Origin of the sequence: Helicobacter sp., assembly GCF_029067145.1 — a bacterium.
GTDB lineage: Bacteria > Campylobacterota > Campylobacteria > Campylobacterales > Helicobacteraceae > Helicobacter_D.
This window is the reverse complement of record NZ_JAIEFA010000013.1, coordinates 1-23,583: the sequence shown is the minus strand read 5'-3', so window position 1 is coordinate 23,583 and position 23,583 is coordinate 1. Positions and strand designations below refer to the sequence as shown.

The window sequence follows — 23,583 nt, the reverse complement described above, 5'->3', positions numbered from 1 at the left end:
AACTTGTTTTTTATTGGGCCCTTTTGATATTCCAATAATAAAATATTCAATAAAAAAATACCCCCACCCCCCCTTACAAAATGCTTAAAATTATCTAAAATAGGCTTGTATTTGTTTGTTTTGCAGTGTAAGATTACTTTGCTTACAAGGATAGAACGCTAACTAGCGTCATTGCTCTCCTTTCTGCCGCTACAAGGCTTCCCCCTCACATCATTGCGAGGCGCACGAAGTGCAACGAAGCAATCCATAATGTGGAATCTCGCCTTTAATTTTTCAAAAGAAATTCCATAGAATCCTAAATGCGTGATTCCACATTATGGATTTGCGCTGTGTGGGTGGATTTGCTATGCGCAAATGCACACTGCGAAAATTTTGCAAATTTTCTCGCAATAACGACAAATCAACACGTAATGTCTCAACCGCATCATTGCGAGGAATGCGCGAAGCAAATGACACAATGGAATCCTTTTGTGCCAAGTTATGAACTGCCGCGCTTTGGCTCAATGCAAAATCTTGCAAAAGCAAATCCTAAAAAAATGGAAGTTTTAGCACTCCGCTAATCACGATTGCATTCACAAGGTCAATAAAAAACGCGCCCACCAAAGGCACGACGATAAACGCCATATGGCTCATACCATAGTGTTGGGTAACGGTTTGCATATTTGCCATTGCCGTAGGAGTCGCTCCAAGCCCAAACCCGCAATGTCCCGCAGCCAAAACCGCTGCGTCATAATCACGCCCGCAGAATCTAAAAGTAACAAAAATCGCAAAGGCGATCATCAACACAACTTGAATTGTGAGAATCACAAGCATAGGAAGTGCGAGCGAGACAAGCTGTGTAAGATTAATCGTCATCAACGCAAAAGCCAAGAAAAGCGACAAGCTCACATTTCCTAGCACGGAAACTTCTCTATCAAATACTTGATGTACTTTTGTCATAGATAGCACATTGCGCAGAATCGCGCCCACGAACAAACACCATACGAAGGTAGGAAGCGTGAAAGAAGAGCCTTTTAGATAGCTTGAAATAAGCGTTCCAATCAACAAAGAAATCGCAATCAAAGCTAGAGATTCCACAAACGAAGTTGCAGTAATCAATCGCTCTTTTTCTGGCTTTTCAAACCCTTTTGGCAAACCCTCCTCTACTACATCTTTGCTTGGGAGCTGCAATTGATATTTTTTCACAAGATAGTGTGCCACAGGACCGCCGATAACCCCCCCAGCGATTAATCCGAAAGTTGCACAAGCCATAGCTACCTCCAAAGCAGCTTCAAACTCATAAGGGGCGGCTTTAAAAATATCTGCCCACGCAGCACCTGTGCCGTGTCCCCCGCTCATTGTAACAGAACCTCCAAGCAAACCAATCACGGGATTCACACCCATAAACTTAGCCGCAAGCACTCCCGCAATATTTTGCAAAAAGAGCAGCATAGAAACAAAGATTAGAAAGACAAAAAGAATCTTTCCGCCTTTTTTGAGTGAAGCAAAATCCGCGCTTAACCCAATACTAGCATAAAATGCTAACATCAAAGGGTCTTTTAATGCGCCATCAAACTTCAATTCTATTTTGCCATAATGATAAAGCAGAAAAATCACAATTGCTGCAATGATTCCACCCACCACAGGTTCTGGAATATTATAATCACGCAAAAATTTACTTCTGCCGATGATAAAACGTCCCAAAAGCAACACGCAAATCATACTAAGCAAAGTGGCGTAAAAATTAAATGAGACTATCATTCATCGCTCCTGTTTATGAAAATTATCGCATTGTAACAAACAAGGAATTAGAGTTAAATAAGTCAGATTCTTTTCAAAGCACCCACACAAACCAAAACCATAAATTTTTTGTTAAAGATTACAAATTGTAACATTTCAACTCTCTTACTTAAGTTTCTACCCCCACTTTTCCTTAAAAGCCAAAGATTTTAAACCTTTTTGAGTTATTATCCAAAACTTAACTACATTTTAACAAAGGGCTTAAAATTTGGAGAGTTTTGATAACAAAGAGATTGTCTTTTACTCCTTGAGTTTAGACGAAAAAGAAACCAAAATCTTCCAAGAATCCCCAGAAATCTTGGAAGATTTCTTAGAGGACAAAATCTGCTCCTTGCTTAACTTACCTCATCATTGCGAATATTTTTCTCGCTTCTTTACGCAAGATTCTCACACTTATCATTGTTTGTTGCTCAATAAAGATTCTTTGAAACAATATGTAAGTGATGCGCAAACTTACCTTAGCCACCCTTGTTTTTTGTGTGAGCAATTTTTGCAAGAAACTTTGGAATCGCAAGCGTTTTTGGTGCTAGATTCTCACGCAAAATGGACATTGATTTATTTTCACAGAGGCAAAATCACTTTTCTACAATCTTTTAATAACCTCCAAACCGCACAAGGAAAGATTGCACTTTTAAATCCAAATGCCCAAAATTTCGCTCTTTTTTTATGGCTAATAGGTGAAATCCCACCCGCACAATCCCAAGAACTAGAATATCTCCAATCCCGCTTTAATGCGCAAATTCTTCCCTGTAAGCTAGAGGAAGTTTCACTTTTGGATTCTTATAATTTCAATCCACTTGAAAAAACGCTTCCCCTAAGCCAACAAAAAGTGGGCAAGGCACTGAAATTTGCCTTATTAGGTGCGAGTGTGGGAATCGGAATTTGGCTTGTTTTGTTGGGCTTGGATTTACTAGAAAGCAGAGAAATAGAGAATCTCCAGCGACAAATCCAAGAGCAAAATATCCAAATCCACAACCAAACACAAAGCTACACGCAATCCCAAAAACAAGTGCTACTTCTGAAAGAAAAGCTAGAATCCCTGCAGGCTCTTGAAGCGCAAAATGCACAATTCCTTCAAGACGCTATTCCCAATGCTGCACATCTTGTGCCCTTTTTTCATACTCTTAACCCAATTTTGCAGCAATACAATGTCAAAATTGCTTATTTTGGGTTAGAAAAAGATTCGCTTTATTTGCTTTTTAGAGGCAAAAATACTTTGCAAGCCTTAGAAAGGCTAGAAAAATCTCCTTGGGGAAATGTGCAGAGATTAGAAAAATACCAAGAATTTTATTGGATACAAATTGCCTTTAGGATTCCACAATGAACGAGGCTAAAAGAACTTTGGAACAAATTTGCAAAACAATAGAATCTTATTTAGAATTGCGTTCCAAAAAAGAAGTGATTTTAATCTTTATTCTTTGTTTTTTGCTAGGTTTTATCGGGATTTTTAGCCTAAGCTTTGAGCACACAAAACAATCTTTGGAGGCAAAAAGCCAAAAAAAGCTACATCTGCAAAAAGAACTTTTGGACTTGCAAGAATCCTTTAACGTTACCCAAGACTTTGAGGATACAAAATCCTTGCAAGATTCTATCCAAGCCTTAGAACAAAGAATTGCGCAACAAGACAAACAAAAGAATCTCTTGCAAAATCAATCAAGCATCTATGCGCTAACGCAAATTGCGGATTCTAAAAACCTACAAGACTTCACGCTCACACAAGAAAACCAAAAAATCTTGCTTAGCGCAAAGGGAAAATATGCAGATTTTTTTAGTTTTTTAGAAAGCCTAGAAGCGCAATCTTATTCGGAAATCTCATCTCTTTCTCTTTATCCTAATGCTCCAAAGCAACATTTAGAATTTTATTTAGAGATTCTACTCCACAAACAAAATCCTCTGCCCAACAGGAATTAAAATGAAATTATTTTTCTTAACGCTCATTTTAACCATTACTTGTGCAGGATTTGACCCCTTTTATTATGGACAAGATTCCCAAAGTGATGAGGGCTTAAATCTCTATGGCTTGATGAAAGAACGTGCCAATATCAATGGTAAATGGTATAAGGCGCAAATGACTTTTGACGCACGAAATACACGCTTTAAGATTCTTAAAATCCAAAATAACTGCGTGATTTTGGAGGAATCCTCCACGCAAGATTTAAGCACAATTTGCCTACAAAAATCAAGACTATTAAGGAACTAAATGCAGCCTCTTTACCGATTCAGCCTCCTATTTCTTTTGCTTTTCGCTCCGCTTTTTGCGTGTCAAAATCGCCTTTTTAATCTCTCTTTGCAAGATTATCCAATAAAAATCGGTGAGGTTTTAAACGAATTTTCTAGTGAGTGCCATTTCAGCGTTGTTTGGGACGAAACCGCAATAGAATCGCGGCTCAATCAAAGTCTTTCTATGATTAACTTTAAAGACAAGGATTTGAATTTTATCTTTGAACTGCTTTTTAATGCAGCAAATTTGCATTATTCTTTTGAAAAGGACATTTTAAGGCTTAAAATTAATGAAACAAAAACTTTCAAAATCAACTACTTAAGCACGAATCGGCAAGGCATTAGTAATACTTCTGTCTCTATCAATAATGAGGAGCGGCAAAGCAACTACAACACGCAAAGAGATGAGGACAATTTAAGCAAGTCTGGAATCAATATCAAAAGCGAAGACGGATTTAATTTTTGGGAAACGATTGAAACAGAAATCTTAACAATGATTAATGCCAAAGCAGAGGAAGGGCGTGTGATTATCAATCGTGGCGCGGGATTAGTCAGCGTCAAGGGCGATAGAAAATCACTCCAAAAGGTAGAATCCTATATCCAAAACCTACACGAACGCTTGCAACAACAAGTTTTGATTGATGTGCATATTCTAAGCGTTGCGCACAAAAACGCGCAAACTTTGGGGATTAATTGGGAAAGCCTTTATGATTTGCAAAATCTTGTGATTCCGCCTTTTAGCGAGAGTGCGAGCTTAGGAGGCAAGGGCGAAATGGGCAATGTCAGCGGACTAAACCTCATCGGCGGCGATAGCGGACGCAGTTTGCATTATGGGTTAAACATTTTCTCGCAAGGCGTAAGCCTCACGCGCATTATAGAGTTTCTAAAAACCTATGGAGAGGTGCAATCTATTTCTAATCCCAAAGTTCTTACACTCAATAATCAACCCGCAATGATTAGCGTAGGCGATATTTTGCGCTACAAGAAAAGCAATATTTATCAAAACACTAATGCGCAAACCACGCTCACAAATACCGACAACGAATATCCAAGCATCTTTGCTGGCGTGCTTTTGGACATAACGCCTTTGGTGTTTGGAGAGGAAATTATGCTCAAAATCAATCCCTCTATTACCAAAACCAAAGACAACAAAAGCGAGATTCCAAGCAATGCCTTTGACACTCCGCCCAATCTTACAACCAATCAACTAAGCTCTATTGTCAAGGTAAAAAATAATCAAAAGATAATTTTAGGCGGGCTAATCTCGCAAAATACAATGAATCAACAAAACAAAGTGCCACTACTTGGGGACATACCTTTGCTAAAGCTACTTTTTTCTTATTCACAAGAAGTGCAAAATACGGAGGAAATTATTTTCATCATTGAGCCAAAAATTATTACAGACAATGTATTAAGCCTAGAATCGCTCGGCTATCGCTTGATTGATGAGGAAAAAATTGATAGAAAGAATAAGGAATAAATTTTGGTAGAATATCGGAATTTAATGTTTGGTTTTATTTAATGAAGCCTAGACAGATTTTGGTATTTGATAAAACTATGGATAATTAGGGAGCAAGAATGCTTAAACAAGAGTTTATACAAAAATTCAGATTCTTTCTCAATGGGCTGCAAAACAAAATTTGCAAAGATTCTCAATGGAAAGTCAAGGGATTCATTGATGATGAAAAGAATATTTTTAGTCTCTCTAACGACACAAAGATTATTTCCAAAGTTTTAGAAATTCATATTTTTCCTTATGTTTTGGAATTTGCAGCCGCAAATGACTTTAAGGTTGTTTTACCCAATCATCAAAATTATTATCCAGATTTATCTTTTGTTTTACAACAAGATTCTAAAGTAAAATTTGCTGTTGATTTAAAAACGACTTATCGCAACAAAAAGAATCCCGCACTTTGCAATGGTTTCACGCTCGGCTCTCACGGAGAATATTTTAAAAATAGAGAATCTAATAAAAATATTCAATTCCCTTACAACGAATATTTGGGACATTTTTGTTTGGGGGTAATTTATGATAGAATGCTAGTAGATGAACTCAAACGATATAGACTTGAAGATTTAAATGGGATTCCCTCTGTGATACAAAATCTTACTCTATTTTTTGTAGAAAAATATAAAATTGCAAGTGATTCTAGCGGAAGTGGAAATACCGCAAACATAGGAAGTATTAAAAATATTGAAAAAATCATTAACGAAAAAGGAGTGTTTGCAGAATTAGGGGAAGAAATTTTTGATGATTATTGGAGGAATTATGGACAAATTCATATAACAGACTCTCAAGGCAAAATAAAGAAAATTACTAAACTCAAAGAATACTTGCTATACAGGGGAAAATAAATATGGAAACCAAAGTTTTTGTTCCTCCTCTAAAGATTCAAGGCATAAAGACAAAACTTGTTGCGCCTATTAAAAAAGCTTTGCAATGGAACAACACTGGCACATATTTTGAGCCCTTTATGGGGAGCGGTGTTGTTGGATTTAATATTGCGCCTGATAAAGCAATTTTTAGCGATAACAATCCCCATATTATTTCATTTTATCAGACTATCCAACAAGGAATTCTTACAAAGGATTCTGCAAAATCCTATTTACAATATGAAGGTAATCTTTTACAAAAATATGGGCAAGAACATTATCTCAAAATACGCGAAAGATTCAACAAAGAACCAAATCCCTTTGATTTTTTATTTTTGAATAGAAGTTGCTTCAATGGACTTATGCGATTTAATTCTAAAGGCAACTTTAATGTTCCTTATTGCAAAAAAGATATAAGATTTTCACAAAGCTACATTACAAAAATTACCAATCAAATTGATTGGGTGGCAAAACTTATAAGCAAAAAAAATTATGAATTTAGAATTTGTGATTTTTCCTTAAGTTTGCAGGAAGCAAAAAGAGGAGACTTTATCTATTGCGACCCACCTTATATTGACAGACATAGCGACTATTTCAATGCGTGGAATACAGAAAAAGAAAAACAACTTTATACAATTCTTAAAAATACGCAAGCAAAGTTTATTCTTTCCACTTGGCACAGCAATCAATATAGACAGAATGAATACATCAATAATTTGTGGGGAAATTTTGACAACAATATTGTTGAACATTTTTATCATTTGGGCGCAAGTGAAAACAACCGCCATAGTATTAAAGAATTATTGGTAAATAATTATTCTCATAAACAAGCTCACAAAGAAAACTTGCCAAGCATATTGTTTGGATAGAAAATTTAGACTCTCTACCCCCGCAAAAACTCCCCTAAGTCGTTATTAAAGGATTCTGCAAGAGTTTTGGCACAAATGGGACAAATTTTCAAAGGTTTGTCGTTAAAAAACTTTGTCTGCACCTTATGCGAATAAATCCCAAGAAAAAAGTGCAAATTAAGAGAAATCGTGGCAATAAAATCAGGATTTTTGAGATTTGCTAAAGCCTCCTCGCACCCGCACAAATGCACAAAAGGGTCGCCTTTGCTCCTAAAAGTCATTTCTTGAATTCTTGCTTGATAGAGCATAATTTTGCAAATATTATCGCTTGAAAAACGAAAGTAAATGCCCCTCTCATCGGCAGATAAATCCGCAAAATTTGCCATAATCCCACCCTGTTGAAGCTGTTTAAAAAGCGCGGAATCCAAGCCATTCTCTCCGCTTCCGCAAGCAGCAATCGTTTTTTCAAAAAATTCCTGCAATTATTCTGCCTCTCTTTCAATCAAATCACAAAGAATATGCCCCATTAAAATGTGCATTTCCTGAATGCGCGGCGTATCACTGCTTGGAGAGATGAGCAAAATATCGCAGAGATTCCGCATTTCTCCCCCGCTCCCTCCGCTAAATCCTAGAGTTTTACAACCTATCTGACGCGCGACTTTTAAGGCATTAAGGACATTTTTACTATTGCCACTTGTAGAGATTCCAAGCAACAAATCCCCATTTCTTGCTATCGCCTCCACTTGCCTAGAAAACACAAACTCATAGCCATAATCATTTCCAATTGCGCTCAAAGCACTCGTATCAGTTGTGAGAGCAATCGCGCATAAACCCTTGCGCTCCCGCTTGTATCTCCCGGTAAGTTCCGCCGCAATGTGTTGGCTATCTGCTGCACTTCCACCATTGCCACAGAGTAGAATCTTGCCTCCGCTTTTTAATACCTCTATCGCCATTTGTGCTGCATTTTCTAAATCTTGCGCTAGAGATTCCATTTTTTGCGCACTTTGCAAATGCGCGGCAATCTCTCCCAAAATCACTTGTTTCATTTAAGATTCCTTTATTTTTTGGATTAATTGGCTTGTGCTTTTGCCCTCTATAAATTCTATCAAACGCACTTCCTCACTAAACTCCCGTCCCACTACTTCCTTGTTTGCATAATCTGCGCCTTTTACCAATATATGCGGACGAATTTTTGCAATCAACTCTCGCGGAGTTTCCTCGCTAAACACCACGACAAAATCCACGCATTCCAAAGCACAAAGCATTGCGATTCTATCTTTTTCCTCATTTATAGGGCGCGAAGTTCCTTTAAGTTGCGTAATAGAGGAATCGCTATTCAAGCCAACAATTAATAAATCTCCTAGATTCCGCGCCTTGTGCAAATAATCAATATGCCCTAAATGCAAAATATCAAAGCAGCCATTTGTAAAAACGATTTTGAAGTTTTCCTCTTTGAGTTGGCGGAGAGATTCCAAAAATCCATTAAACTCCTCTGCTTTTACCCACTTATCCCAATAGGAAGTGAGTTTTTGCCGCTTAAAAATTTTGGTAATTTGTCTGCTTAGAGAATTCAAAGGAGATATTTCCTCACCAAAAATTTGCAAAAATTCTGTGTTTGCCAAAGCAGAATCCAAAAGATTGTTGCGCCTAAGATAAGCAAGAATTTCTTGTTTGCTAGCGGTTGCAGAACCCACTTTGCTTACCACCACCGCAGCGGCAGCATTGGCAAAATACACGCTTTGTGAGATGGGCTTGCCCAATGCCAACATATAAGCCAAAGACGCAATCACCGTGTCTCCTGCTCCTGTTACATCAAAGACTTCCCGCGCAATCGTCGGCATTCTCTCCACTTTGACACTTCCCTCTTGGATAGAATCCGCGAATGCGATTCCATCTTCACTTAGAGTGATTAATGAAACCTCTAACGCACACATTTTTTGTAAAGCCACGATACAATCTTGCAACGAATCCTCATCACAAATATTAATTCCTGTGGCTTGCATTGCCTCTTTTTTGTTAGGAGTAAGCAAGGTTGCGCCCTTGTATTTGGTATAATCCTTGCCCTTTGGGTCTATCAAAATTTTTAGATTGTGTGCTTTGGCTAAGGCAATCAAACTTTGCGTCAAATTATCATTCAATACGCCCTTTTGATAATCACTTAGCACGAGACATTGAAGATTGGATTCCACAATCGTGTGCTCTACAAAGTCCAAAATAAACTTCTCGCCCTCTTGGCAAATGGGGCTTTTATCCTCCCTATCAATCCGCACAACTTGCTGATGAGCCGCAATGAGGCGGGATTTTTGCGTTGTTGGGCGCAACGGGTTGGAGAAAATCCCCTCTGTTTGAATGCCCCTATTTTCTAATTCTTGTTTTAAAGTTTTGCCTGCTTCATCGCAACCTACGATTCCGCAAATCCACACATTGGATTCCAAGCTTATGAGATTGTTTGCGACATTACACGCACCACCCAAGCTTAAAGATTCCTTTTTTACATCAATCACTTGCACCGGTGCTTCAGGAGAAATACGCTCACAATTCCCCCAAATATAATGGTCTAAAATCAAATCCCCCACGACTAAAATATTTGGCTTCATACATTATTTCCCAAAACTTCTTCCCACAGATTTGCATTATGAATCGCTTTGATTTGGCTTAAATAGTTTTTGATTCCCACTTCTAGCGAGAATCTTGGCTCATAATCTAAAAACTTTTTGGTTAAGACGATATTCGCTTCGGTGTGTGTTTGAAAAAATTTATAGGGATTCTCGATATACTCCACTTCAAATGCACCCAAATTCGTTTTGAGGCATTGAATAATGTCATTATAGCTTCTTGCCTTGCCGCTACCGACATTATAGATTCCACTTTTTTTTGCGTGGATTGCCTTGACATTCGCCGCAATCACATCTTGAATATACACAAAATCACGCTTTTGTTCGCCCATTTTAAACAAGCGCACTTTTTTGGATTTCAACGCCTGCAAGCCTAATTGTAAAATCATTGAAGCCGTTTTGCCTTTATAAACTTCATTTTCACCATAAACATTAAAATACCTCAAGCCCACAATATTTAAAAGCGGAAAATTCTTTAAGTATTTCATTGTAAGATTGTCCATCATCAATTTAGAAAATCCATAAACATTTTCTGGAATCTCTCCGCTACCGATACTATTGGGTGCTGGGCTATTGCCATAAACACCCGCACTTGAAGCATAAATCATACTCGCATTGCTGCGTGCGCACAAGTCCAACAAATCCTTAAACGCATTTACATTTGCGCGTAAAATCGCCTCTTGATTCATCACCGTGGTATCCGAAATAGCCGCTTGATGAAAGATATAATCAAATTTGCGCTTCTCTAATCTTGCCAAATCCTCTTTATCGGTAATATCTCCTACAATCACCTCGCCCTTAAAATCAAGCAGATTCTTAAAATGCCCTAAAGATTTCAAATTTCCATTGCTAAATTTCGTTTCGTTTCTAAAGCTATCCAACACCACCACTTCCGCGTCTTTATGGTGCTTTTGAAAATAGAGTGCGAGATTAGAGCCAATAAATCCTGCGCCCCCTGTAATCAAAATGCGTTTGCCTTTCAAAGAATCGTCAATGTATTGCATATTTTCTCCCTTTAAAGATTTGGCTTTATTGTAGCAAAATTCTCTGCATTTTAGAGAGTTTATGCTATGATTTTATTTTGATTCTTTGATTCTCATAAATTGGAATTATTGTATTATGTTAAAAAATATTCAAACGATGAAAGATTTTGTAATAAACGAAATTGAAGCCTTGCCGCCCTTGCCTCAAACAATTCTTGAATTGCAAAGGATTTGCGCTCAAGAAAATTCAAGTATCAAGCAAGTTGCCGATGCGATTGAACAAGACCCCTTTTTGACAATGGATTTAATCAAAAGCGCAAATTCTCCTCTTTATGGTTATCATCGTGAAATCAACTCCATTTTGCAAGCCGTTTCCCTCTTTGGAATCTCTACTGCCAAAGGCTTGGCGATTGCAAGCGCAATCAAAGCAAAATTTGTGATAGATTTAACACCTTACAATATAGAAGTCAGCCAATTTGTAGATACTTCCAATATTAAAAACGCTTTTTTGTGTAGGTGGCAACAAAAAAATATCCATTTGCTTGAGATTCTAGTTCCCTGCGCGCTTGTAATGCACATTGGTATGGTGATTATTTCAAATTGCTTAAAGCAATCTGGCAAACAAGAGGAATTTATGCAAAACATCAATCCCCATCAATTTTTAGAAATTGAACAAAATCTGCTCGGTTGCAATCAGTTTGAAGTGTTGGAGCATTTATTTGAACATTGGGACTTTGAAGAAACAATGGTGCAAGTGGTGCATTATTTAAATAGCCCTACTTTGCCCGAAGAACTACAAATTTATATTTATCCCTTAAGAGTGTTAAATGCTTTGATGAATCCCTATGAAATTGCAAGTGAAGCGCAAATTTTGGAAGCAAGGAATCTTGTGCAACAATATCAGTTAGATTTAGCGAGTTTTGACACAACCTTAGAGGATATGCGACTAAATCCCGCACCTACTTTGCCCGATGAGGATTATCCTTTAGTTGATGAATGAGTTTTTAAACCTCTTGCAAAATGGGATTCCGCTTGATTTCAAGCTTGCAGAATCCTTTACACAAATTTTGGAATCCCTCTTAAAGCTTAATGTGCTTATCTTGCACAAAAATCGCTATTTTTTACGCAAACAATTCTGTATTGGCAGAGTAGAGCTAGCGCGCGAGGGTTATGGATTTGTCCTTCCTCTACCAAAATCCAACAAACAAGATTGGCTCGTAGAAAAAAATCTTTTAAAAGGTGCGCAAAAGGGCGATATTGTGTTAGCCAAACTGCTTACCAAAGGCAACTCCAATCGTTTGCGCGCAAAAGTTTTGATGATTTTAGAATCCAAAGATAAATTCGTGCTTTGCTACCTTGAAAAGTTTAAACTAGACTGCATTGCAGTTTCTATTCCCAATGAGATTCCCTACAAAATCAAAGCAAGCCAAAAATCCCTCAAAACTTTGCCCTCCAATACGATTCTAAAACTCAATCCAAAAAATGGAGAAATTTTAGAGATTTTAGGCACACTAGAAGACCCTAAAATAGACGAAATCATCGCGCTTGGACTTTATGAAAAACAAGAATCCTTTTGCCTTAATGCGCAATTACAAGCGCAAAGCTTCCAAGAAGTGCGTATAAAAGACTTCAAAGAACGAATGGATTGCACGCATTTGCCTTTTTGTGCAATTGACCCGCTTGGCGCAAAGGACCACGATGACGCGGTTTATTTTGACGCAGAATCCTCTACGCTTTATGTTGCGATTGCCGATGTCAGCTATTATGTGCCGCAAGATTCTCCGCTAGACTTAGAAGCAAGGAATCGCGGCTTTAGCATTTATTTTCCGCACAAATCCATTCCTATGTTACCCCGCGCTTTAAGTGAGAATCTTTGTTCTTTAAATGCGGGTAAATTGCGTCTTGCAATGGTTTGGAAAATGCGCCTACACAAACGCACCAAAGCGGTTTTAAATAGCGAATTGTTTGAAGCAGTGATTAAAGTGCGACAAAAACTCACTTACGAGGAAGTAGATGAGCTACTAAAAAGCAGCAAGAGCAAGCAGATTCTCCCTGCACTTAGAAAACCACTCCTCTCTCTCCACGCACTTGCCCAAAAACTCCGAGCTAAAAGACTGAAAAAAGGCTTTGATTTTCTAGGAGATGAAAAATCAATGGAGCTAGACAAAAATTTAGAATTAAAAAATATAAAAATAGAATCGCAAACTCCTAGTCATCAACTCGTAGAAGAATGTATGCTGCTAGCGAACATTGAAAGTGCAAAGCTCCAAACTCAAAAAATAACAGCAAATGATGAAAACCTAAAACTAGGCATTTATCGCGTCCATTCACGACCAAAACCCGATGGAATCACGGAATTATTCACGGAGCTTAAACTGCTTGGAATTTGGGAAAAAGCGATTCCATTTAAGGATTTTCATCAAGCCATTTTAAGCGTGCAAAAAGCCGCAAAACGCGCCAATATGGAAAGCGAAGTGGATAAACTCATCATCAAGTCTATGCCACAAGCAAGCTATGCAAGCCACAATATCGGGCATTTTGGATTAGGATTTGAAGTTTATAGTCATTTTACTTCACCGATTCGTCGCTATAGTGATTTGTTGCTCCACAGAATCCTAAAGGCAAAGATTCGGCTTAATGAGGATTCCACACACAAGGAATCCCTCCCCGCACTTTGTGAGGATTTGAGCCAAAAAGAACGCGAAGCCGCCAAGATAGAAATGGAATTTAAAGACCGCAAATTTGCGCGATTCTTATCACAAAGAATCGGACAAGCTTTTATCGGATTTGTATCCAATGATTCTACCCCAGAGATTGTTTCTCTTGTAACCCCTCCTTTGCAAGGTGCGCGCGTCCTCTGCCTTAAAGGCAAAGGGGTAAAATACCAAAAAGTGCGCATTCAAATCATAGAAGTTAATATCGCAACCGCAAAGATTTATGGTAGAATCGTGGAAAGCTATAATGAAAGTTTTGGAATGACAAACGAACAAATCTCCAAATATCTCTTTGTGAAATCCTCTCAAAAAGAGCGTCAAAAGCAACAAAAAGCTAAAGAAAAAGCACGAAAAATAATGCAACAAACAAAGCGAAACAAAAGGAATCGCTATGCCAGCTCGCAATCTTTTGTGCGTCCTAAACATAAAGGTAGATAATGTATAAAAAAGAATTAGACGCCAAACTTGCTAAACAAGAGGAAATCCGCGCTATTTTGCTGTATGGTGAAAGCTCCTTTTTGATAGGCTATTATGGTGAAAAAATCGCACAAAGAATTCTTGCAAAGGGCTGTGAAAAAAATAGTTTTTATTTTAATGCCTTTGATTTCCAAAGCGCATTAAGCTGCTTTTCGCAAGGCTCACTCTTTGGAGATGAAGCATTAGTGTGGATTAAAATGGATAAAAAAATTCCCAAAAAACAGCTAGATACTTTAATCCAATCCTTATTACAAAATGGTGCGGGTTATTTGGTGGTTGAATTTTATCCCGCAGAAAATAAAAGCGCGAGCGAATATATGGCAGACGCGCGCGCAATGTCTGCAAGTTTTCCTGCAAAAAACGCAAAAGAAGGGGTTTTTGAAGCGCGATTCTTTGCTCCAAACCTCAACGAAGCAATGGCAATCTTAAAAGAATACGCCCAAAATCTAAGAATCCAAATTTCAGACTTCAATTTACACAAAATCCTAGAACAACAAAACTTTGACTTAGGATTAAGCGTCGCAGAACTTCGCAAATATACGATTTTTGACCAAGAAATCAGCGCGGAAATGGTAGAGGGCTTGGGCTATGGCTTGGGCAGCGTGAAGCTAGAGGAGATTTTGGAATCCCTACTGCTTAAAAAACCTTATTTTGATAAATTATCGCAATTTTTAGAACAAGGCTTTGAGGAAGTGCCTTTGATTAATGAAATACAAAAATACTTTTTTGTATTGTTTTTGTTTTCAAGCCATATTAGGATTTATGGCGAAGCCTCATCGCAAGATGTTTTGGGCTACAAATTGCCTCCTATGTTGCTAGAGCAGAAAAAGAGATTTGCGATTCTGCTTAAAGAATCTCAATATGAATCCATTTTCTCTATTCTTAATGCTTGGAGAGAGGATTCTTTAAAAGGCGCGAACAAAGGCAATGGATTTTTGAGTGCTTTAATGAAAATTCAAGCAATTTTGAGATAAAATCCGCGATTTTACATTGAATTGTAAAAGAAGATGAATCCTTGCTCTTTTGAATTGCAAAAGGGCAAAATCCACAAGGAGACTTTATGCGTTTTTATGAAACTATGTTTGTGGTTAAACCCACTTTGACACAAGAAGAAATCACTCAAAAGATTGATTTTTACAAAACTGCGATTATCAACAATGGCGGAGAAATCAGCGCAACTTTGGATATGGGTATGCGCAACCTTGCTTATGAAATCAAAAAAAACAAACGCGGCTACTATTTTGTTATTTACTTCAAAGCAGAACCTAAGCTTGTTTTAGAATTAGAGCGTCTCTACCGCATTAATGAAGATATTTTACGCTTTATCGTCATCAAATACGATAGCAAAAAAGAGCAAAAAGCTTGGGAAACCTTAGTAGATAGAGCAATCAACAATAAAAAATCTGCTCCTTTAAAAGAAAAAGAGGCGGAAGAAAAAGTTGCTCAAGAATAAGGGCAACTAAGGATATTCAATGTTTAACAAAGTCATTTTAGCAGGAAATTTAACGCGAGATGTAGAATTGCGCTATTTGCCTAGTGGTGCTGCGTTAGCAAAGCTTGGACTTGCAGTGAATCGTCGCTTCAAAAAGCAAGATGGTTCGCAAGGAGATGAAGTTTGCTATATTGATGTAAATCTGTTTGGGCGAACTGCTGAAGTGGCAAATCAATACCTCAAAAAAGGCTCTTCGGTGCTTATTGAAGGGCGTTTAGTATTGGAAAGCTGGACAGATAATACCGGACAAAAGCGAAGCAAACACAGCATTACAGCTGAAAATATGCAAATGCTTGGCTCAAGAAATGAAGGTGGGAATTATGGAAATGGCGGTGGGAATGGAAGCTATGGGGGCTACCAAAATGACAATTATGGCGAAAGCACTCATTACAACAACTATGGGAATCCTCAAAATACACAGCAGCCTAGCGCACCAAAACCACAGAAAGCCAAAGAAAATGAAATTCCCGTGATTGATATTGACGATGAAGAAATACCATTTTAAAGGATAAATTATGGCAGAGAAAAAAAGATACTCCAAACGATATTGCAGATACACAGAGGCAAAAATTGATTTTATTGACTACAAAGATGTAGAAATGCTTAAGCATTCACTTTCTGAACGTTACAAAATTATGCCTCGTCGCCTTACAGGCAACTCTAAAAAATGGCAAGAGCGCGTAGAAGTCGCAATCAAACGCGCAAGACATATGGCTTTGATTCCATATATCGTGGATAGAAAAAGAGTAGTGGAAAACCCTTTTAAAATCTAATCTACACCCCACACAAACAAACCCCCGCAAGGACGAAAAGTCAATGCGTCTATTGCTTCATCCTTGCGAAGCCTCATTAAGCTACAACAATCTATCTAATATCGGAACACTTTTTGCTTAAGATTCTACATATTTTATTTTAAGAAGTCAAAATGGCAAGAAAAGTTTTAAGTCTTGCGTTAGCAAGTGTTTTAAGCTGTGGAATCGCATTTGGTGCAGATAATTACACAACAGAGGGTAAAGAGAAAATTACGCGCAATGGACTAATGCTTTATGTAGAGGCAAACTCACCACACAAACAAAAAATTCTAAGTGGGGAATTTGATAAATCCTTAGACAGAATGAAAAAGGCGTATAAGGAAAATAAAAACAATGAAGCCACAAAGGCAGCAGCCCCACCTGTAAGTGCTGTGTATATATTATTTGTATGCTCTCAGCAAATGAAACAGGATACAGGCTATGACTGCGAGGAGATTCAGGATAATCAAACAAGCACGGGCTTTAATCACGGAGGCAATCCTTTTGAGGTTGATTCAGCTGTTGAGGGGTATGGTGGAAGGAATACTGATAGCGCAACTTTTGCAGGGAATCAAGCGACAATGTCATATATAACTGATGTGGCAGACAACAATAATGTTGTGATTGGTTGGCTAGAAACTTGGGATATTTCCAAACCTAACAATACCAATGGCACATTTACTTACACCGCACGCTCCATTAATGTTGGTCCCACAATGAGCACAAGCATCTATATTAAATAAGGATTCCTATGCAAATTAGCAACAATCATTCCTGCAATATTTATTATCCGCGCGGAAACTCCTTCCGCGCAGAGAATCCAAAGGAGCAGGAATCGTCAAAAACTTATGGAGAAATTTTAGATGAGGCAATACAAAAAGAAAATCAAGAAAATGGACATAGACATTCAAAAATATGGCAACAAAACTTCAATGCCGCTGTATCAGAAGCAACACAACTCTTTGGCGAAGTTAATTTTTATGATGCGATGAAAGTTCTTAATATGTGGAGAGCAGAAACTAATCCTAGCAAAATTGAAAGTCTTGTGAGCAAGAATATCTCTCAACTAGAAATTAAACAAAACAATGAAAGTAGGCTTGATGAATTTGGGAATCTGAACCCAACACCACAACACATTTTTGAAGCGGAGAAAAGTAAAGCTGTGGATATTTTAAGCGAGATTTTGCAAGGAATTAAGGGTTAAGATTCTTCTTGTATCTTGTGCTTCCTTGTGAATCTCTATCCTATCCTTATGAGCGCGATTTATAGCGCGTGGCAATAGAAAATATTCCACTGCGTCCTTGCGAAGCCTCGTTAGAGGTGGTGGCAATCCATACTCTTGAATCGCTTTAAGGATTCTATTGCAAAAATAGAGAGTAAGCTTTGTAAGTTTATAGATTGCTTCGTCGTTTCACTCCTCGCAATGACGCGGTGGTGTCTTTGCGAGATTCCATTTGTAGAATCCAATCCACAATCCTACAAAAAATCTTACAATACAATTGCGACAACTAAAAAGCTAGATTCCATAACAACTATGTTACTATTTGATTCAATCAAGCAATAATTTTACAAAATCTGCTTCTTTTGTTTGCAATTCTTATAAACTTCCGATACACTGCAACCTAAAACTTAAGGAAAAACAATGGGGCTAAGTCTGCTATATTGTGCGGCACAAGTGGGGATTGAGGCAAGAATCGTGGAAGTAGAAGTAAGCTTTACACGTGCTTTGCCATCTTTTAGCATTACAGGGCTTGCAGGCAATGCGATTCAAGAATCCAAACAACGCGTGCAATCCTCTTTGCTTGCAAACAACTTCAAATTTCCACCGCTTAAAATCAATGTCAATCTCTCCCCCTCCGACATTCCCAAACAAGGCAGTTTTTATGACTTACCTATCGCCTTACTTATCGCACTCAATGGCACTTGCAATCTCAACGAAATCACGCAACAAAATACAGATTCTAAACCCCACAGAATCTTTGCCTTTGGAGAACTTGGGCTAGATGGACGCATCAAGGATAGCCCCTCTATCTATCCGCTGCTTTTTTCTCTATTAAGCAAACAATCCGATTCCCTCTTTTTGTTGCCCAAAGTCGCACAAGAATTTTATTCTAAACTCCCCAATCTCAAAGCCTATTATGTGGATTGTCTTCAAGACGCCATTACAACTTTACAAAATTTGCCGCCTTTGGAATCGCGTCCTTGCGACTTGCCCTTTTTGTATCAAGAAATTGCGGGAGAGAAATATTATTACGCGCAAGAATTTCCACTTGATTTTTGTGATATTATCGGACAAGAACGCGCCAAACGCGCCACACTCATCGCAGCTTGTGGATTCCATAATCTCTTGCTTGAGGGCAGTGCTGGGAGCGGTAAAAGTATGATTGCTACGAGGATTCCCTATATTTTGCCACCCCTAACACTCTATGAAATCTTGCAAATGGCGGCTAGCACACTAGAAATCACACCCCACAGACCTTTCCGCAATCCGCACAATAGTGCGACCAAAGCTGCTATTTTAGGAAGTGCGGTAGGACAAAACATCAAGCCCGGTGAAATTGGTATGGCACATCTTGGGATTTTATTTTTAGACGAGTTACCCCACTTTCCTAAAAGTGTTTTAGAATCCCTGCGTGAGCCTCTGCAAAACCATCATTTCACTATTTCACGCCTACAAACAAAAATCACTTATCCTACGGATTTTATGTTTGTTGGTGCGATGAATCCTTGCCCTTGTGGCAATCTTTTGAGCCTTAGCAAGGAATGTCGTTGCAACCAAAAAGAAATTAACGCCTACAAAGCCAAAATTTCCGAGCCATTTTGGGATAGATTAGATTTGTTTGTGCAAATGCAAGAGGGCAAACAAAGCACACATAGAGTAGATTCTCTTACCCTGCAAGATTCTGTGTTGCAAGCCTTTTTATTCCAAAAACGGCGCGGACAAACTTGCTTTAACTCCCGCTTACAAGGCGCAGAATTAGAAAAGCATTGCGTGCTAGATTCTACAACAAAAGACACCTTAGAAATCGCTTGCGAAAAATTTGGAATCTCCAAACGCGGACACGACAAAATCTTGCGTGTAGCGCGCACGATTGCGGATTTGGACTCCTCTGCAAGGATTCAAAAAGAACATTTGTTAGAATCTCTAAGCTTCCGCAAAATATAATCCTGCGTATCGTAAGGGATAGCCCCAAACGCGCAAAGGCAGAATCTCGTATTTTAAACTTTGCAATGGAATCTTAAAAGGTGAGATTCTTTCCTATTGAATACTCAATGACGAGATTCTAACCCGCCTTTTTTCTGCGCTCATCGTTGATTTTTTGGACTTTGATTAGCACTTCTACCATTGCTTGATACAATGTCTCTGGAATCTCCATATCCAAATCTACATCTTTATACAAAGCGCGCGCTAAAGGGGGATTTTCTATGATTGGGATTTCATATTCCTTTGCAACTTCCTTAATGCGCTGAGCTAAGAAATCTGCGCCTTTGGCTAGTACACGCGGTGCGCGGTCTTTTTTGCTATCGTAGCGCAACGCAACTGCATAATGCGTAGGGTTTGTTACTACGACATCGGCACCTGGGAGATTCTGCATCATTCGCTTGCGCGCTGCTTGAAACATAAGGGAGCGAATCTTGCCCTTAATCTGTTGGTCTCCCTCCATATTCTTAAACTCATCTTTCACTTCTTGCTTGCTCATACGCAAGGATTTGAAATATTGATACCGCTTGATGAGATAATCCACGCTCGCCATTACCATAAAAAACGCAAGCAGGATTCCAATCAGAATGATTGCCTTATCACGAAACCACAGCATTTGGTCGCCGATAGGAAACAGCGCAACGGTGGTTAGCTCGTGCATAAAGCCAATAAACACAAAAAATGCAATAATAAAAGCGGTCATTACCTTAAAAGTAATCAAGAATCCATCAAGAAGTTTTTTAAGCGAGACAAGATTCTTCATTCCGCTAATAAAGTTTAGCTTTTGCAATTTTGGCTGAATTGCCTTTGCCGTTAGCAAAAATCCACTTTGTGCGACATTAGCAATCACTCCAATGAGCATTAATGCCCCAAAAATTGGTGCAACAAGAAGGAGAATCTGAAAAATCAAAGAAATGGCGATAGATATTGCATTCTTTCGCGTCAAATCTTGGGAAAATTGCTGATAGATTTGCTCAAATATATTGCTCACACCCTGCACCCAAAAGCTAAAGCACAAAAAGATTAACACCAATCCCATAGTTAATCCCAAAAAAGCATTGACATCAGGGCTTTTTAGGACATTTCCCTCTTCGCGTGCTTTTTCAATCTTGCGTGCGGAGGGGGCTTCGGTCTTTTCTTGTTCATCTGCCATTTAGCTTCCTTTTAAGATTCCATTTGTTTGCACGCCTTTTGATAATCCTCTGGCGTGTTAAGATTCTGTGTCTTATCCTCATCTATTTCCACAAATTGCGCGTCAATGCACTCCAAAAGTCGCATAAGCTTGTAATCTCCTTTTGCAATTTGTGCCTTAATCTTTGCAAGAGATTCTAATGTATAAATGCCAAGCAAAGGGTGCGTTTTTGTATTTTTAGCAAAAGTCGGTTTGGGATTCTTTGTGTAAGCTTGCCAAAGCAATGCGATAGAATCGTAATCCAAAAAGGGCGCATCAATGCTTACCACAAACACATCACATTGCAAAAACTCCAAAATACTTTGCAAGCCAAAGATAGGTGCAAACTGGCTTTTGGGAATCTTGCGCCAATCTTTTGCATCTGCTAAATGGGTTTTCTGATTGGAATCCAAAATTGTAGCGATTCCAAAGGCATTTGGAATCTTAAATTTGGCAGAAAAATACAAACTCAAAAACCATTGCTGCAAATGTCTTGCTTGAAAATTTGCCAAAGTCTCCTGCTTTTTTGGAGCATTCGCATTGTTTATTAGCAAATCTTGCTTCAGTCGCCCCATTCTTGTGCTTTTGCCACCACACAAAAGGACGCAAGGTATTGAAAATCTCATTTAGCAATCCCCAAAAGATACAAAACCCAAAAATCCTATTGAAGTTTTGGCAAAATTATAGCTTTTTTCCTGCACTTTTGGTAGGATTCTAAACTTTAAATGCGTAAGGAGTGAATGTGCTAGTAGATGGTTTTGGAAGAACCATTGATTATATGCGAATCAGCGTAACGGAGCGGTGTAATTTTCGTTGCGCTTATTGTATGCCAAATACGCCGATGAATTTGGGCAGTGAAAATGAAGATGTGCCGCTAGAATCTGTATTAAACTTCATCAAGGTAGCCATTGCACAAGGAGTTAAAAAAATCCGAATCACAGGCGGAGAGCCACTTTTGCGCTCTAAAATCGTCCCATTTATCGCACAAATCTACGCCTTTGCGCCACAAATTGATATTGCACTAACTACCAATGCCTTTTTGCTTGCTCCACTTGCCAAACCGCTTAAAGACGCGGGGTTGAAGCGTATTAACATTTCCCTAGATTCCTTGCAAAAGGATAGAATCCTTTGTATCTCCAAACGCGACGGATTGGAAAAAATCCTCAACGGCATTGAAGTAGCACATCAAGTTGGGCTTAAAATCAAGCTCAATATGGTTCCACTCAAAGGAATCAATGCAGATGAGATTCTCTCTATCTTGGAATATGGTATGCAACGCGGCATAATGGTGCGATTCATCGAATATATGGAAAATTCCCACGCTAAAGGAGGAATCGCGGGATTGAGGCTTGCTGAAATCTTGGCAAAAGTGCAAGGAAAATACTACACACACAAATTTGAAAAGGAAATTATCGGACCTGCGACACTCTTTAGGATTCCAAAAGAAAATGTGCGAGAAAGACTTGGTGTGGAATTAGAGCGAGATTATGTTTTTGGCGTTATTGCTCCTCACAACGATGATTTTTGCAAGACTTGCAACAGAATCCGCCTAAGCAGTGAGGGCAAGCTGATTCCTTGTCTTTACCACAACAACGCAATAGACATTAAAGAAGCAATGTTAAAGGGCGATACAGAGGAGATTCTCTCTCGCCTCAAACTCTGCATAGAAAACAAGCCAGAAAAAAATGATTGGAATACCAATGCGATTTCTCAAAGGGCATTTTATCAAACGGGCGGATAAGCCTGCGAGATTCCATTGTAAAGATTTCTGTATGCAAGAATGGATTGCTTCGCTACGCTCGTAATGACAATAAGAAGCGTGCTATGGGTTGGGGGTTTAAGGGGGGACGCTTCGCAAGTAGAACCCCTTCCCCCCCCTTGTGAGAAAGAAAAGTTTAGAATCCTAGGATTTTAAAATTCTATGTTTGCAAGATTATGGGTTGCTTCGTCGTTTTACTCCTCGCAAGGACGAGATGGCGTGTGTCATTGTGAGCATTTTGCAAAAATGCGTGGCAATCTATAATGCTAGTTAAAAATAATATTCAATGGAATCTCAAAAATCAAAGGCGAGATTCCACGACCTCGCAACTACCAATTCCAACGAATATTCTCTTTGCGCACAAAAAGATAATCCCAACCATTCCACATTAAAATCCTATAACCTTTAGAATTAAGCAGTTCGGACACTTTCTTTTGTGCATCTTTGAAGTAATTATGTTCAATCGCGATGAAGCCAAAGGTGTATTTGCTAAAATTGATTCCTTTCAAAACTTCCAATTCTCCGCCCTCCACATCTAAAGACATAAAGTCAATATGAGAAATCGTAGGATAGTTTGCTAAAATCTCATCAAGAGTTGCCGTAGGCACTTGGATATAAGTAATCTCGCCGCCTCTCTCTACTCTTGTCTTGTGTGCGGGCGTAAGATTTAGCTCCAAAGTATCCAATACGCTGCTTTTTGAAGTCGCCATTTGCACGATTCCAATATTTTTAGAATGAAGTGCCACATTATATGTATCGCATTTGCGATTCTGCTTTAGCTTCTCAAAAGTCGCGGGGTTGGCTTCTACACAAATCCCATTCCAACCCAATTGCTCAAAAAGATAAGTATTAGAAATACTCTTGCCATCGTGCGCCCCAATATCCACAAAAAACCCTTGCTTTTTACAAGCATTCGCAACATAGGCGATTGCGTCTTGCCCTAATTGCCCACAGAAAGAGACATCTTGCAGCTTAGAAACCCAAAAAATATCTGCGATTGCCTCAATTTTTTTGATTCTTTTAAGGCTTTCTTGAAGCAAAGATTCGTAATTAGCCTCTATGGATTGCTTATATACTCGCGCCTCCGCTCTAATACTTGGAATCCTTAAGACAAAATAGAGGAATCCTCCACACCACCAAAACTTATAGGCATTGATGA

At 38.6% G+C, this 23,583-nt stretch carries 26 protein-coding genes; 17 read left to right on the top strand and 9 right to left on the bottom strand.

The annotated features are described in order from the left end of the window. Window positions 1–299 precede the first annotated feature (299 nt). Window positions 300–560: a hypothetical protein gene (locus K2N75_RS01010; protein ID WP_297680422.1), complete on the top strand. Its 261-nt coding sequence runs from the start codon at window positions 300–302 to the stop codon at window positions 558–560. Here K2N75_RS01010 and gltS read toward each other — a convergent pair. Next, window positions 529–1,740: a sodium/glutamate symporter gene (gene gltS / locus K2N75_RS01005; RefSeq protein WP_297680424.1), complete on the bottom strand. Its 1,212-nt coding sequence runs from the start codon at window positions 1,738–1,740 to the stop codon at window positions 529–531. The two genes, K2N75_RS01010 and gltS, sit on opposite strands and share 32 nt — an antisense overlap. Before the next feature lie 247 nt (window positions 1,741–1,987). Here gltS and K2N75_RS01000 point away from each other — a divergent pair, with 247 nt between their 5' ends. The 6 genes from K2N75_RS01000 to K2N75_RS00975 all read left to right on the top strand — a co-directional run bounded on the left by K2N75_RS01000 (window position 1,988) and on the right by K2N75_RS00975 (window position 7,241). Then, window positions 1,988–3,103, top strand: a complete 1,116-nt coding sequence (locus tag K2N75_RS01000; protein ID WP_297680426.1) for a hypothetical protein — start codon at window positions 1,988–1,990, stop codon at window positions 3,101–3,103. Next, window positions 3,100–3,690, top strand: coding sequence for a hypothetical protein (locus K2N75_RS00995; protein ID WP_297680428.1), 591 nt, complete (start codon window positions 3,100–3,102; stop codon window positions 3,688–3,690). Before K2N75_RS01000 ends, K2N75_RS00995 begins: the two co-directional genes overlap by 4 nt. Before the next feature lies 1 nt (window position 3,691). Continuing rightward, window positions 3,692–3,979 (top strand): hypothetical protein, encoded by a 288-nt coding sequence (locus tag K2N75_RS00990; RefSeq protein WP_297680430.1) that lies wholly within the window; start codon window positions 3,692–3,694, stop codon window positions 3,977–3,979. Next, window positions 3,980–5,479, top strand: a complete 1,500-nt coding sequence (mshL, locus tag K2N75_RS00985; protein WP_297680432.1) for a pilus (MSHA type) biogenesis protein MshL — start codon at window positions 3,980–3,982, stop codon at window positions 5,477–5,479. It begins immediately after the preceding gene. Between the two features lie 98 nt (window positions 5,480–5,577). Then, complete coding sequence (locus K2N75_RS00980; protein WP_297680434.1) at window positions 5,578–6,354, top strand: type II restriction endonuclease; 777 nt, start codon at window positions 5,578–5,580, stop codon at window positions 6,352–6,354. 2 nt (window positions 6,355–6,356) lie between these two features. Beyond that, entirely contained in the window at window positions 6,357–7,241 is an 885-nt protein-coding gene (locus tag K2N75_RS00975) for a Dam family site-specific DNA-(adenine-N6)-methyltransferase (protein WP_297680436.1), read from the top strand. A 14-nt stretch (window positions 7,242–7,255) separates the two neighbouring features. Here the strand turns inward: K2N75_RS00975 and K2N75_RS00970 are convergent, their stop codons facing one another. From K2N75_RS00970 to rfaD, 4 genes are read right to left on the bottom strand one after another with little or no spacing between them, the layout of a single operon-like run. Further along, window positions 7,256–7,702 (bottom strand): hypothetical protein, encoded by a 447-nt coding sequence (locus tag K2N75_RS00970; protein ID WP_297680438.1) that lies wholly within the window; start codon window positions 7,700–7,702, stop codon window positions 7,256–7,258. After that, window positions 7,703–8,266 (bottom strand): D-sedoheptulose 7-phosphate isomerase, encoded by a 564-nt coding sequence (gmhA, locus tag K2N75_RS00965; RefSeq protein ID WP_297680440.1) that lies wholly within the window; start codon window positions 8,264–8,266, stop codon window positions 7,703–7,705. Beyond that, the gene (gene rfaE1 / locus K2N75_RS00960) at window positions 8,267–9,817 is read right to left on the bottom strand and encodes a D-glycero-beta-D-manno-heptose-7-phosphate kinase (RefSeq protein WP_297680442.1); all 1,551 of its coding nucleotides are present in this window, start codon (window positions 9,815–9,817) and stop codon (window positions 8,267–8,269) included. Further along, complete coding sequence (rfaD, locus tag K2N75_RS00955; protein WP_297680444.1) at window positions 9,814–10,839, bottom strand: ADP-glyceromanno-heptose 6-epimerase; 1,026 nt, start codon at window positions 10,837–10,839, stop codon at window positions 9,814–9,816. The genes rfaE1 and rfaD overlap by 4 nt, the downstream gene beginning before the upstream one ends. Window positions 10,840–10,954: 115 nt before the next feature. Between rfaD and K2N75_RS00950 the strand changes: the two genes are divergently transcribed. The 8 genes from K2N75_RS00950 to K2N75_RS00915 all read left to right on the top strand — a co-directional run bounded on the left by K2N75_RS00950 (window position 10,955) and on the right by K2N75_RS00915 (window position 17,496). Then, the gene (locus K2N75_RS00950; RefSeq protein WP_297680446.1) at window positions 10,955–11,818 is read left to right on the top strand and encodes an HDOD domain-containing protein; all 864 of its coding nucleotides are present in this window, start codon (window positions 10,955–10,957) and stop codon (window positions 11,816–11,818) included. After that, window positions 11,811–13,970, top strand: a complete 2,160-nt coding sequence (locus K2N75_RS00945) for a ribonuclease R family protein (protein ID WP_297680448.1) — start codon at window positions 11,811–11,813, stop codon at window positions 13,968–13,970. The genes K2N75_RS00950 and K2N75_RS00945 overlap by 8 nt, the downstream gene beginning before the upstream one ends. After that, complete coding sequence (locus K2N75_RS00940) at window positions 13,970–14,983, top strand: DNA polymerase III subunit delta (RefSeq protein WP_297680450.1); 1,014 nt, start codon at window positions 13,970–13,972, stop codon at window positions 14,981–14,983. Before K2N75_RS00945 ends, K2N75_RS00940 begins: the two co-directional genes overlap by 1 nt. Before the next feature lie 86 nt (window positions 14,984–15,069). Further along, window positions 15,070–15,462 carry a 30S ribosomal protein S6 gene (gene rpsF / locus K2N75_RS00935; RefSeq protein WP_297680452.1) on the top strand — a complete coding sequence of 131 codons (393 nt, stop codon included), beginning with the start codon at window positions 15,070–15,072 and terminating at the stop codon, window positions 15,460–15,462. Window positions 15,463–15,481: 19 nt separating this feature from the next. Continuing rightward, window positions 15,482–16,006 (top strand): single-stranded DNA-binding protein, encoded by a 525-nt coding sequence (locus K2N75_RS00930; protein WP_297680454.1) that lies wholly within the window; start codon window positions 15,482–15,484, stop codon window positions 16,004–16,006. Window positions 16,007–16,016: 10 nt separating this feature from the next. Continuing rightward, on the top strand, window positions 16,017–16,274 hold the full coding sequence (rpsR, locus tag K2N75_RS00925; protein ID WP_138121372.1) for a 30S ribosomal protein S18: 258 nt from the start codon (window positions 16,017–16,019) through the stop codon (window positions 16,272–16,274). Between the two features lie 152 nt (window positions 16,275–16,426). After that, window positions 16,427–17,035, top strand: coding sequence for a DUF4879 domain-containing protein (locus K2N75_RS00920; protein WP_297680458.1), 609 nt, complete (start codon window positions 16,427–16,429; stop codon window positions 17,033–17,035). A gap of 8 nt (window positions 17,036–17,043) precedes the next feature. After that, window positions 17,044–17,496, top strand: a complete 453-nt coding sequence (locus tag K2N75_RS00915; protein ID WP_297680460.1) for a hypothetical protein — start codon at window positions 17,044–17,046, stop codon at window positions 17,494–17,496. A gap of 110 nt (window positions 17,497–17,606) precedes the next feature. Here the strand turns inward: K2N75_RS00915 and K2N75_RS00910 are convergent, their stop codons facing one another. Continuing rightward, a complete protein-coding gene (locus K2N75_RS00910) occupies window positions 17,607–17,759 on the bottom strand; it encodes a hypothetical protein (RefSeq protein ID WP_297680462.1) in 153 nt (50 codons plus the stop codon). 175 nt (window positions 17,760–17,934) lie between these two features. On the opposite strand from K2N75_RS00910, the gene K2N75_RS00905 reads away from it, so the two are divergent. Beyond that, entirely contained in the window at window positions 17,935–19,458 is a 1,524-nt protein-coding gene (locus K2N75_RS00905; RefSeq protein WP_297680463.1) for a YifB family Mg chelatase-like AAA ATPase, read from the top strand. A gap of 118 nt (window positions 19,459–19,576) precedes the next feature. On the opposite strand, the gene flhB is transcribed toward K2N75_RS00905, so the two are convergent. Continuing rightward, window positions 19,577–20,647 carry a flagellar biosynthesis protein FlhB gene (flhB, locus tag K2N75_RS00900; protein WP_297680465.1) on the bottom strand — a complete coding sequence of 357 codons (1,071 nt, stop codon included), beginning with the start codon at window positions 20,645–20,647 and terminating at the stop codon, window positions 19,577–19,579. An 11-nt stretch (window positions 20,648–20,658) separates the two neighbouring features. Next, window positions 20,659–21,291, bottom strand: coding sequence for a molybdenum cofactor guanylyltransferase (locus tag K2N75_RS00895; RefSeq protein ID WP_297680467.1), 633 nt, complete (start codon window positions 21,289–21,291; stop codon window positions 20,659–20,661). Window positions 21,292–21,407: 116 nt separating this feature from the next. Between K2N75_RS00895 and moaA the strand changes: the two genes are divergently transcribed. Next, window positions 21,408–22,406, top strand: a complete 999-nt coding sequence (gene moaA, locus K2N75_RS00890) for a GTP 3',8-cyclase MoaA (RefSeq protein ID WP_297680469.1) — start codon at window positions 21,408–21,410, stop codon at window positions 22,404–22,406. A 347-nt stretch (window positions 22,407–22,753) separates the two neighbouring features. On the opposite strand, the gene K2N75_RS00885 is transcribed toward moaA, so the two are convergent. Further along, window positions 22,754–23,583: FkbM family methyltransferase (locus K2N75_RS00885; protein ID WP_300119752.1), on the bottom strand; the 830-nt coding region annotated here is incomplete at its 5' end.

Excerpts from the sequence above, each read along its gene's own strand:
- K2N75_RS00950 (WP_297680446.1), top strand. The coding sequence starts at position 10,955 with ATGTTAAAAAATATTCAAACGATGAAAGATTTTGTAATAAACGAAATT.
- flhB (WP_297680465.1), bottom strand. The coding sequence starts at position 20,647 with ATGGCAGATGAACAAGAAAAGACCGAAGCCCCCTCCGCACGCAAGATT.
- K2N75_RS00905 (WP_297680463.1), top strand. The coding sequence starts at position 17,935 with ATGGGGCTAAGTCTGCTATATTGTGCGGCACAAGTGGGGATTGAGGCA.
- K2N75_RS00930 (WP_297680454.1), top strand. The coding sequence starts at position 15,482 with ATGTTTAACAAAGTCATTTTAGCAGGAAATTTAACGCGAGATGTAGAA.
- K2N75_RS00895 (WP_297680467.1), bottom strand. The coding sequence starts at position 21,291 with ATGAGATTTTCAATACCTTGCGTCCTTTTGTGTGGTGGCAAAAGCACA.
- K2N75_RS00920 (WP_297680458.1), top strand. The coding sequence starts at position 16,427 with ATGGCAAGAAAAGTTTTAAGTCTTGCGTTAGCAAGTGTTTTAAGCTGT.
- mshL (WP_297680432.1), top strand. The coding sequence starts at position 3,980 with ATGCAGCCTCTTTACCGATTCAGCCTCCTATTTCTTTTGCTTTTCGCT.
- K2N75_RS00940 (WP_297680450.1), top strand. The coding sequence starts at position 13,970 with ATGTATAAAAAAGAATTAGACGCCAAACTTGCTAAACAAGAGGAAATC.
- gltS (WP_297680424.1), bottom strand. The coding sequence starts at position 1,740 with ATGATAGTCTCATTTAATTTTTACGCCACTTTGCTTAGTATGATTTGC.
- K2N75_RS00975 (WP_297680436.1), top strand. The coding sequence starts at position 6,357 with ATGGAAACCAAAGTTTTTGTTCCTCCTCTAAAGATTCAAGGCATAAAG.
- rpsF (WP_297680452.1), top strand. The coding sequence starts at position 15,070 with ATGCGTTTTTATGAAACTATGTTTGTGGTTAAACCCACTTTGACACAA.
- rpsR (WP_138121372.1), top strand. The coding sequence starts at position 16,017 with ATGGCAGAGAAAAAAAGATACTCCAAACGATATTGCAGATACACAGAG.
- K2N75_RS00915 (WP_297680460.1), top strand. The coding sequence starts at position 17,044 with ATGCAAATTAGCAACAATCATTCCTGCAATATTTATTATCCGCGCGGA.
- gmhA (WP_297680440.1), bottom strand. The coding sequence starts at position 8,266 with ATGAAACAAGTGATTTTGGGAGAGATTGCCGCGCATTTGCAAAGTGCG.
- rfaE1 (WP_297680442.1), bottom strand. The coding sequence starts at position 9,817 with ATGAAGCCAAATATTTTAGTCGTGGGGGATTTGATTTTAGACCATTAT.
- K2N75_RS00980 (WP_297680434.1), top strand. The coding sequence starts at position 5,578 with ATGCTTAAACAAGAGTTTATACAAAAATTCAGATTCTTTCTCAATGGG.
- K2N75_RS00995 (WP_297680428.1), top strand. The coding sequence starts at position 3,100 with ATGAACGAGGCTAAAAGAACTTTGGAACAAATTTGCAAAACAATAGAA.
- K2N75_RS00990 (WP_297680430.1), top strand. The coding sequence starts at position 3,692 with ATGAAATTATTTTTCTTAACGCTCATTTTAACCATTACTTGTGCAGGA.
- K2N75_RS00945 (WP_297680448.1), top strand. The coding sequence starts at position 11,811 with ATGAATGAGTTTTTAAACCTCTTGCAAAATGGGATTCCGCTTGATTTC.
- K2N75_RS01010 (WP_297680422.1), top strand. The coding sequence starts at position 300 with ATGCGTGATTCCACATTATGGATTTGCGCTGTGTGGGTGGATTTGCTA.
- rfaD (WP_297680444.1), bottom strand. The coding sequence starts at position 10,839 with ATGCAATACATTGACGATTCTTTGAAAGGCAAACGCATTTTGATTACA.